The sequence below is a fragment of the Pseudolactococcus yaeyamensis genome (genome assembly GCF_054658615.1).
Window position 1 is genome coordinate 1 of record NZ_BAAGGP010000101.1, and the last position, 8,228, is coordinate 8,228.

At 39.2% G+C, this 8,228-nt stretch carries 8 protein-coding genes and 1 pseudogene; 3 read left to right on the forward strand and 6 right to left on the reverse strand.

The annotated features are described in order from the left end of the window. Positions 1 to 278: 278 nt before the first annotated feature. Complete coding sequence (gene rny / locus ACYQ21_RS13755; RefSeq protein ID WP_460059102.1) at positions 279 to 1,874, reverse strand: ribonuclease Y; 1,596 nt, start codon at positions 1,872 to 1,874, stop codon at positions 279 to 281. Between the two features lie 245 nt (positions 1,875 to 2,119). Then, positions 2,120 to 3,307, reverse strand: coding sequence for a methionine adenosyltransferase (gene metK / locus ACYQ21_RS13760; RefSeq protein WP_460059103.1), 1,188 nt, complete (start codon positions 3,305 to 3,307; stop codon positions 2,120 to 2,122). Between the two features lie 161 nt (positions 3,308 to 3,468). Between metK and ACYQ21_RS13765 the strand changes: the two genes are divergently transcribed. Next, entirely contained in the window at positions 3,469 to 4,194 is a 726-nt protein-coding gene (locus ACYQ21_RS13765; protein ID WP_460059096.1) for a biotin--[acetyl-CoA-carboxylase] ligase, read from the forward strand. Between the two features lie 58 nt (positions 4,195 to 4,252). On the opposite strand, the gene ACYQ21_RS13770 is transcribed toward ACYQ21_RS13765, so the two are convergent. Then, positions 4,253 to 4,429, reverse strand: coding sequence for a DUF3272 family protein (locus tag ACYQ21_RS13770; protein WP_460059097.1), 177 nt, complete (start codon positions 4,427 to 4,429; stop codon positions 4,253 to 4,255). A gap of 191 nt (positions 4,430 to 4,620) precedes the next feature. Between ACYQ21_RS13770 and ACYQ21_RS13775 the strand changes: the two genes are divergently transcribed. Together ACYQ21_RS13775 and ACYQ21_RS13780 are read left to right on the forward strand one after the other, a co-directional pair. After that, complete coding sequence (locus tag ACYQ21_RS13775; RefSeq protein WP_460059099.1) at positions 4,621 to 5,775, forward strand: ring-cleaving dioxygenase; 1,155 nt, start codon at positions 4,621 to 4,623, stop codon at positions 5,773 to 5,775. 61 nt (positions 5,776 to 5,836) lie between these two features. Further along, the gene (locus ACYQ21_RS13780) at positions 5,837 to 6,448 is read left to right on the forward strand and encodes a flavin reductase family protein (protein ID WP_460059100.1); all 612 of its coding nucleotides are present in this window, start codon (positions 5,837 to 5,839) and stop codon (positions 6,446 to 6,448) included. 405 nt (positions 6,449 to 6,853) lie between these two features. On the opposite strand, the gene ACYQ21_RS13785 is transcribed toward ACYQ21_RS13780, so the two are convergent. The 3 genes and pseudogenes from ACYQ21_RS13785 to ACYQ21_RS13795 all read right to left on the reverse strand — a co-directional run bounded on the left by ACYQ21_RS13785 (position 6,854) and on the right by ACYQ21_RS13795 (position 8,101). Then, complete coding sequence (locus ACYQ21_RS13785) at positions 6,854 to 7,045, reverse strand: hypothetical protein (RefSeq protein WP_003137349.1); 192 nt, start codon at positions 7,043 to 7,045, stop codon at positions 6,854 to 6,856. Between the two features lie 83 nt (positions 7,046 to 7,128). Next, a pseudogene (locus ACYQ21_RS13790) lies at positions 7,129 to 7,595 on the reverse strand (glutathione peroxidase). 227 nt (positions 7,596 to 7,822) lie between these two features. Then, positions 7,823 to 8,101 (reverse strand): tyrosine-type recombinase/integrase, encoded by a 279-nt coding sequence (locus ACYQ21_RS13795; RefSeq protein ID WP_460059104.1) that lies wholly within the window; start codon positions 8,099 to 8,101, stop codon positions 7,823 to 7,825. Positions 8,102 to 8,228 lie beyond the last annotated feature (127 nt).

The window sequence follows — 8,228 nt, forward strand, 5'->3', positions numbered from 1 at the left end:
TGAGTGTCAGGTCATCTCAGAGAATGCGCAAAAAGTTTTGAATGTGTTTAGAAAACTCGCTATTTTAGCTCATCGTACTTATTTGAAACAAGTAAATAAAAGGGTTAGTGTCAAGCAGAATCTATTGAAATGCTTGGTGAATGAGAAGATATTGACTGACGTAATAAAAAGTTTATGAAACGACCGTGGTTCATTCAAACTAAGTAAAATACGTTTTTTAACTGGTAGCTGATTGATTGCTAATCAAAAAAGCGCCACCTCACTGGGTGACACTCGTTTTATTTGGCGTAGTCAATCGCACGTGTTTCACGGATAACGGTTACCTTGATATTGCCTGGATAGTCCATATCATTTTCAATTTTTTCTTTGATGTCATGCGCTAGGACAGTCATCTTAGCATCAGACAATTTGTTTGGATTGACCATCACACGAATTTCACGGCCGGCTTGTAAAGCAAATGATGTCTCAACACCATCAAAGCCATTTGAAATTTCTTCCAAGTTTTGCAGGCGTTTGATGTAGTTTTCAATTGATTCACGACGAGCTCCTGGCCGAGCTGCAGATAAAGCATCCGCTGCTGCAACCAAGACTGAGATATTATTCGTTGCCTCAGCATCGCCGTGGTGACTGGCAATCGCATTGATTACAACTGGATTTTCCTTATATTTCTTGGCCAATTCAGTTCCGATTTCAACGTGACTCCCTTCAATTTCATGGTCTAGTGCTTTACCGATATCATGTAAGAAACCGGCACGTTTAGCCAGCGTCACATTTTCACCCATCTCACCGGCAAGATTACCCGCAAGATTAGCCACTTCAATCGAGTGGTTGAGCACATTTTGACCATAAGAAGTTCTGAAATGTAAGCGACCCATGATTTTCATGAGGTCAGGATGCAAGGTATGCGCCCCAACTTCAAAAGCAGCTTGTTCACCGTATTCGCGAATTTTGCGATCCAAATCTTTCCGATTTTTCTCGACCAATTCTTCAATCCGTGCGGGATGAATGCGACCATCTTGAACTAGCTGTTCCAAGGTTAAGCGCGCAATTTCACGACGAATCGGATCAAAACCAGATAAGATAACAGCTTCTGGTGTATCATCGATAACCACGTCGATACCTGTCAAAGCTTCAAAAGTACGGATGTTACGACCTTCACGACCAATAATCCGTCCCTTCATGCCATCATCAGGCAGTGTCACAACACTAACCGTCTGCTCACTCACGAAATCTCCCGATACCCGCTGCATGGCCAAAGTGATAATGTTTTTGGCTTTTTTATCTGCTTCGACCATCGCTTTTTCTTCACTCGTGCGAATCAATTGTGCCATTTCTTTTGATAAGTCTTCTTTGGTTTGAGTCAGGACAATTTCTTTTGCTTCATCATGGCTCAGACTTGCAATCCGCGCAAGCTCTGCAGCCTTTTCTGCTTCAATTTGCGACAATGCTTCTTCGCGCTTGTTGAGCGTGTTAGTTTTGTTTGATAGATTTTCTTCTTTTGAGTCTAGAGATTGTTCTTTACGCGTTAAAGTATCATCCTTACGATCAAGGATTTCTTCACGTTGTTTCAAACGTTTCTCAGTTTCTTTTAACTCAGTCCGAGTTTCTGCAAATTCATTTTCTATCGACTCACGACGTTTTTGACCCTCTTCTTTCAGCTCTAAAATCTTTTCTTTTCTCAGATTTTCAGCTTCCTTTTTCAGGTTTTCAGACTCAATCTTAGCCTGTCTTGTGAGTTCATTCGCCTTATTTTCAGCATTTTCAATTAAGCTCTGACTATCTGCCTGAGTGCTTTTTAGTTGAGCATTGCGGAAAACAAAACCAATTCCTAATCCAATCAACAAGGCAATGAAACCAGCAATTAGTGCTTCCATCATTGATTTCCTCATTATTCTAATATCAGATCATCGTAAAACTTCTATATTCAAAAGAACGTTTAAAATTCAATTTATCCGTCAGTTCGTCAATTTCGAAGTTTTATTCCCCCTTGACAAGCCTGACTTGTTATCAATTTCTAAACATCTTCGTTATCCTAGAGTTTTAGGGATGCCTAAAAAATTCGTAGTTTTAAGTTTTAACTTAATACATACGAATTTATTATATCATATTATCAGACATTTCACAAAAGCGATTGCAAAATAGCAACTTTATCTAATCTTTCCCATGGTAATGCGACATCAGTTCGACCGAAATGACCATAAGCAGCCGTCTGACGATAAATTGGGCGCTTGAGATCTAACATTTTAATAATCCCAGCAGGACGCAGATCAAAGTTTTCACGAATGGCTGTGATTAAGCGCTCTGATGAGACTTTCCCAGTGCCAAATGTCTCCACATGAATCGAAATCGGATGTGCCACACCAATCGCATAACTAAGCTGAATCTCAGCTTTTTCAGCAAGACCTGCAGCAACAATATTTTTGGCAATATAGCGTGCAGCATATGAGGCTGAGCGGTCAACTTTCGTCGCGTCTTTACCTGAGAAGGCACCGCCACCATGATGTGCATAGCCACCATAAGTGTCGACAATAATCTTACGGCCCGTCAAGCCTGAATCTCCTTGAGGACCACCGATAACAAAACGACCTGTCGGATTGATGAAATATTTTGTTTTATCATCTAATAACTCAGCAGGAATCACTGCTTTAATGACTTTTTTGATGACATCCGCATGGATTTGGTCATTGGTCGCTTCAGGTGCGTGCTGGGTTGAGATGACAATCGTATCAATGCGTTTCGCAACGTCATTTTCGTCATATTCGACAGTGACTTGACTTTTAGCATCTGGCCGTAAGTAAGCAATTTCGCCTAATTTACGCAAATCAGCTAATTTTTTAACGAGTTGATGCGAGAGTGAAATCGCAAGTGGCATATATTCCGGCGTTTCTTTACTAGCAAAACCAAACATCAAACCTTGGTCGCCCGCGCCAATTAAATCTAGCTCATCTTGTTTTTCAGCACCACGAACTTCAATCGCTTCATTGACCCCTTGGGCAATATCTGGTGATTGCTCCACGATAGATGGATGAACGCCAACTGTTTTGTAGTCAAAGCCAAAGTTAGCATCAGTATAGCCAATCTCTTTGATCGTATTTCTGACAATTTCGTCAATATTGACATAAGCTGTCGTTGAAATTTCACCAAACACATGAACAGAACCCGTGTAAACCACTGTTTCAGCAGCAACGTGAGCATCTGGATCCTGCATCAAAATCGCATCAAGAATCGCATCCGATATTTGATCGGCGATTTTATCTGGATGTCCTTCTGACACACTTTCGCTGGTAAATAGATTTTTTTCTGACATCATTTTTTCCCCTACTTTCTAGTTTTTCGGTTACAGGAAACGGTTTTTGGAAAATTAAGAGGTACTCTTAAAAACCACCTTCGGAAAGTAACACTCCTATTCTACCACGTCCAACTTTTTTTCGCCATCATTTCTGGCTAATTCCGTGATATAATTTAAGCATGATTAAAAGAGAACCGATTCTAGCCCAAAATCCTTGGCTAACAGACGTATCCGTCGTAGCTGAAACCACCTCAACACAACTTGATGCCAAAAATGACCTAATTGATAAAAAATTATTCATCGCTGAGATGCAGACACAAACGCGTGGTCGCTTTGGTCGGCAATATTTTGCCGCCAATGGTGATGGCATCTATATGTCGCTTGTCCTTAAAATATCGGAAGACGTCAAGGACTATACTATCTTAACAGCAGCTGCCGTCCTGACAGCTATCGAAAATTTAACGACAAAAAAACCACTAGTCAAGTGGGTCAATGATATTTATCTGGATAATAAAAAAATCTGTGGCATTTTAGTCGAACATCTGCTGTCAAGCAACTCAATCATTATTGGGGTCGGTCTAAACTTCAATATTACTGACTTCCCTATCGAGCTGAGAGAAAAAGCAGGGTCTCTCTTTACACATGAAACACCGACCATCACATGTGACGCCTTAATTGCTGAAATCTGGTCACAATTTAATCGGTTAAGCGATAGTCAAGACTTTTTCGATATCTATAAATCGCATTCTTTCATCCTTGGTAAAACAGTCGAATTCGAAGAAAATGGCCGCACAATTATCGGGACTGCGACGGATTTAACAGAAACTGGCGAGCTAATTGTCAATTCTGATGGACTAGTCAAAGTCCTATCTTCAGGCGAAATTTCCCTCAAAAAATGGCTCTGAGACCTGTCAATGGTGTCAGAGCTTTTTTCAAAGCATGACAAAACTGTCACTGCTTATCCTATTTACTATTTAAACGACTCCAGCAATCCGCACGATAAGCGAATCTTAATTTTCGGAATAACAAAAAGCTCCAGAAGCTCAACAAGAAAAGATGACCTGTCAAGAGAGCATCCGCAAAAAACCAAGCGTAAATGATTGTGCCTAGCATAAACACATAAAATTGTTCTTTTATCATATAGGTCTATTCTAACAAAATCTCAAAAAATTTCAATTCTGAACTCTTTTCAAAGGGTAAATATATTGAGTGATTCAGTCAAGTCAAAATACTTGCACTCTTTTTTAAAATAGTTTATCATGAACTTACGACTAAAGTTTACAAGTGTAAACAGATGTTTTTAACTGATTTATAAAAAGGAGCTTATTACCATGAAAGATTCAACAATTGAAATTGACGAACGTTACCCACTTGGTGGCATTCACCATGTCACTGCCATCAGTTCCAGCGCCCAACATATCTATGATTTTTTTACTAATATCTTAGGCTTGCGACTTGCTAAACTAACCGTCAACCAAGACGATTATGAAACTTATCATCTCTACTTCACGGATGAGGATGGTAATGCTGGCACTGATATGACCTTCTTTGATTTTCCTGGCATCCCTAAAGGAACAAAAGGGACTAATAATATCGACCGCGCCTCTTTCCGTGTGCCATCTGATGCTTCCTTGACTTACTGGTTGGCACGTTTCGACCAAGCAGAAGTCATTCATGGTGAAATTAAAACACGTTTTGGCAAGAAATTTGTCGAATTTGAAGACTTTGACGGCCAACAATATCAACTCATTTCAGACGAAACAAATGTCGGTGTACCTGCAGGACAACCTTGGCAATTATCAAATGTACCTGATGAGCATGCCATCGTAGGACTTGGCCCAGTCTTTGTCAAAGTTGCCAACTACGAACATATGGATTTAGTGTTAGATAAAGTCTTAGGTTTCCGTAAAACAGGTGATGAAGGCGCCTTTCATCAATATGAACTCGCTGAAGGTGGCAATGGCGCAACACTCATTATTGAAGATGCCCCAAATGAAGGTGTTGCTTGGCAAGGTTTTGGAAATATTCATCATTTAGCACTTCGCGTGAAAGACCCTGAAAGTCTTAGCTATTGGATTGAGCGTATTAAATCTTTCCGTTTCCCTGATTCTGGATTGGTTGACCGCTTCTACTTCTCGAGTGAATATTTCCGCGTCGCTCCTCAAGTATTATTTGAATTAGCGACAGACACACCGGGAATTGGTGCCCTTGATATGGCTAAATCTGGTGCAGGTAAAGTTGATTCTTACGAAGAAGCCTTGATGACAAGCGGTTTCTGGATTGATGAAACTAAAGAAGAAGCTGGTCTCGACCTCAGCTTACCACCCCATCTTTTTCCTGGGGATGAAGCGGTTAAAGCAGCAACTGCCGCTCGCCTACGTCCACTAGATACTACAGATGCCCATGACAAACGTGATGACAATGACATCTGGACAATTTCCCGTATTTTGGCTCACAAACCACAAGCCATTCCAAGCGATAAATAAATCAAGTAGATTTTGAAAATGACGACTCATGTCGTCGTTTTCATTAGCAAAGGACAATTTCATGAAAAATTTCACGACTGATGAACTTAATCGTCACAATCCTTATCTAGCCTATAAACTACTTTCAGGTAGTGTCATCCCACGACCTATTGCTTGGGTGACCACGCAATCAGTCGATGGCGTCGTTAATGCTGCACCTTTCAGTTTCTTCAACGTTGTCAGTAGCCAACCACCATTGGTCAGCATCTCGATGTTAGGACAAAAAGATTCCGTCAATAACTTGTTGGCAACAAAAGAGGCAGTCATCCACTTCATCTCACCGGATAACGTTGAAGCGATGAATCAAACCGCAGCCAGCTTGCCGAGTCAAATGAGTGAGGTTAGGATTTTCGACATTCCAACTGAACCGTCTCGAACAGTTAGCGTACCATCTATTATCAATGCGCCAATCCGATTTGAAGCTAAATTATTCAAACATATACCAATTGAATCTAATGGCTATGTTGTCAGCAATCTCATGCTGCTTGAAATCACCAATTTTGCTTTCTCTGATGCTGTATTTGATACTGAAAAATTCTATGTCAAGCCAGATGCCTTTCAGCCCATTGCAAGACTTGCCGGCAATACCTATGCTGAATTAGGGGATTTGTTTGATTTAGAAAGACCTCAATAAAGTGATATGAAAAAGTAAACTGATCCACGCTATTTGATGTGTGTATCGTTTGCTTTTCTTTTGACATTTAATAATCACCATCTTTGCTCTAGGATTAATCGTTATCAGAGATTAACCAATATCCTATCTATTCGATTAGACATTTTTAATCGTAACAGGGCTTATGTGAATTTCGTATTGTTTTGACAAAAGAATACCAATTTCGCACGAAATCTACGTTTTTTGACTAATTTCGTATTGTTTTGGCAAAAGAATACGAAATTGGTATTTTATCTAACGATAAATAGCCCTTCTTTAAAATTTTTCGAAAAGGGATGCAAAAATAGACTATGACCGAGTTCAATTGACATTGAAAATCGGTCATAGCTTATTTTTTAGAGGCCTTTTGCCTCAGCCTCCTTTTTATTATGCACCCATGTGCTCTTTTTCGTCCTCCAACCAATGTTCCAATAATTCCGCAAAGTTTTCATACATAATGTGTTTGGTTTGGGCAATTTCAGCACGGTGAAATTCTTGATTACCGATAAAAATTTCAGCAATTTTAGCTTGATTATGTCCGAGTTGCTTGAGTTTGTAGACCATTTGTTCTTTATTCATACTCTTGCTCCATTCTTTTGACAATTTTATTTGTAAGCGTTTTCTATATATTTATTATAACACAAAAACGCCCAAATGAGCGTTTAAAGTATCGCCTCGATATCTTTTGCGATATTTTCAGGTTTTTTAGCTGAACCATAGCGTTTCACGACTTTACCATTTTTATCCACTAGGAATTTCGTAAAATTCCATTTGATGTCAGCGCACCTCTTTGCTCACCTTTTAAGTAAGTATAAAGTGGATCCGCGTTTTCACCATTGACATCAATTTTCGCAAATTGTGGAAAAGTCGTGTGGTAGCGCAATTCACAAAATTCGGCGATTTCTTCTGAGCTACCAGGCGCTTGTCCGCCAAATTGATTAGAAGGAAAATCCAAAATCGTGAATCCTTGCGCCTTGTAAGTATCGTAAAGGGCTTGCAAGCCTTTGTATTGTGGGGTAAAACCGCAGCCTGTCGCCGTATTGACGATTAAAAGGGCTTGCCCCTCATAGTCAGATAGAGAGACTAGCTCTCCTTTATTGTTGGTTACTTTGAAATTATAAATTGTCATAGATTTATTATACCACATATCCTTTCTCTTATATTCCCTAACATACTCTGAACACCTTTATTCATAAGCATTAAGCAACTTCTTGATACTCTTACATTCTTCGGTATTCTTCATGCTAACCACAACTTTTGGTTAGTTTCTAAATTCAAATACTTTCCAGCTTATTACTTAAATCAAACTTCATACTTTGAGTGACATGAGTATAAATTTGTAAGGTCGTTTTCTCATCATTTATGACCCACCCTTTCCATAATAACCTTGAGTGGCACACCTAGCTCAGTTAATAAACTAATATGAGAATGCCTTAACATATGGCTAGAAAAATCTTCTGGGTTTTTGTTTTTTATCTGAGCCTTTTTCCCAATTCTTTTAAGATAGCTGTTTAAATAATCTGGGTTTATCAGATTACCTGTCTTACACAAAAAAATGAAACGAGTATCTAAAGGGGTTATCTTTGAGTTCAAATTCATCATTTCAATCAAAATTTCAACACATCTGCTGTTTATAGCACGGTCGTTTCATAAATTAGTCTTGAAAAATTAACCAAAAGTGCTACACTGCCATTAGGAGAACAATATGACACTACAAGAAAAATTTATGATTATAGAAGATTCACGAGATGAAAGATACGTT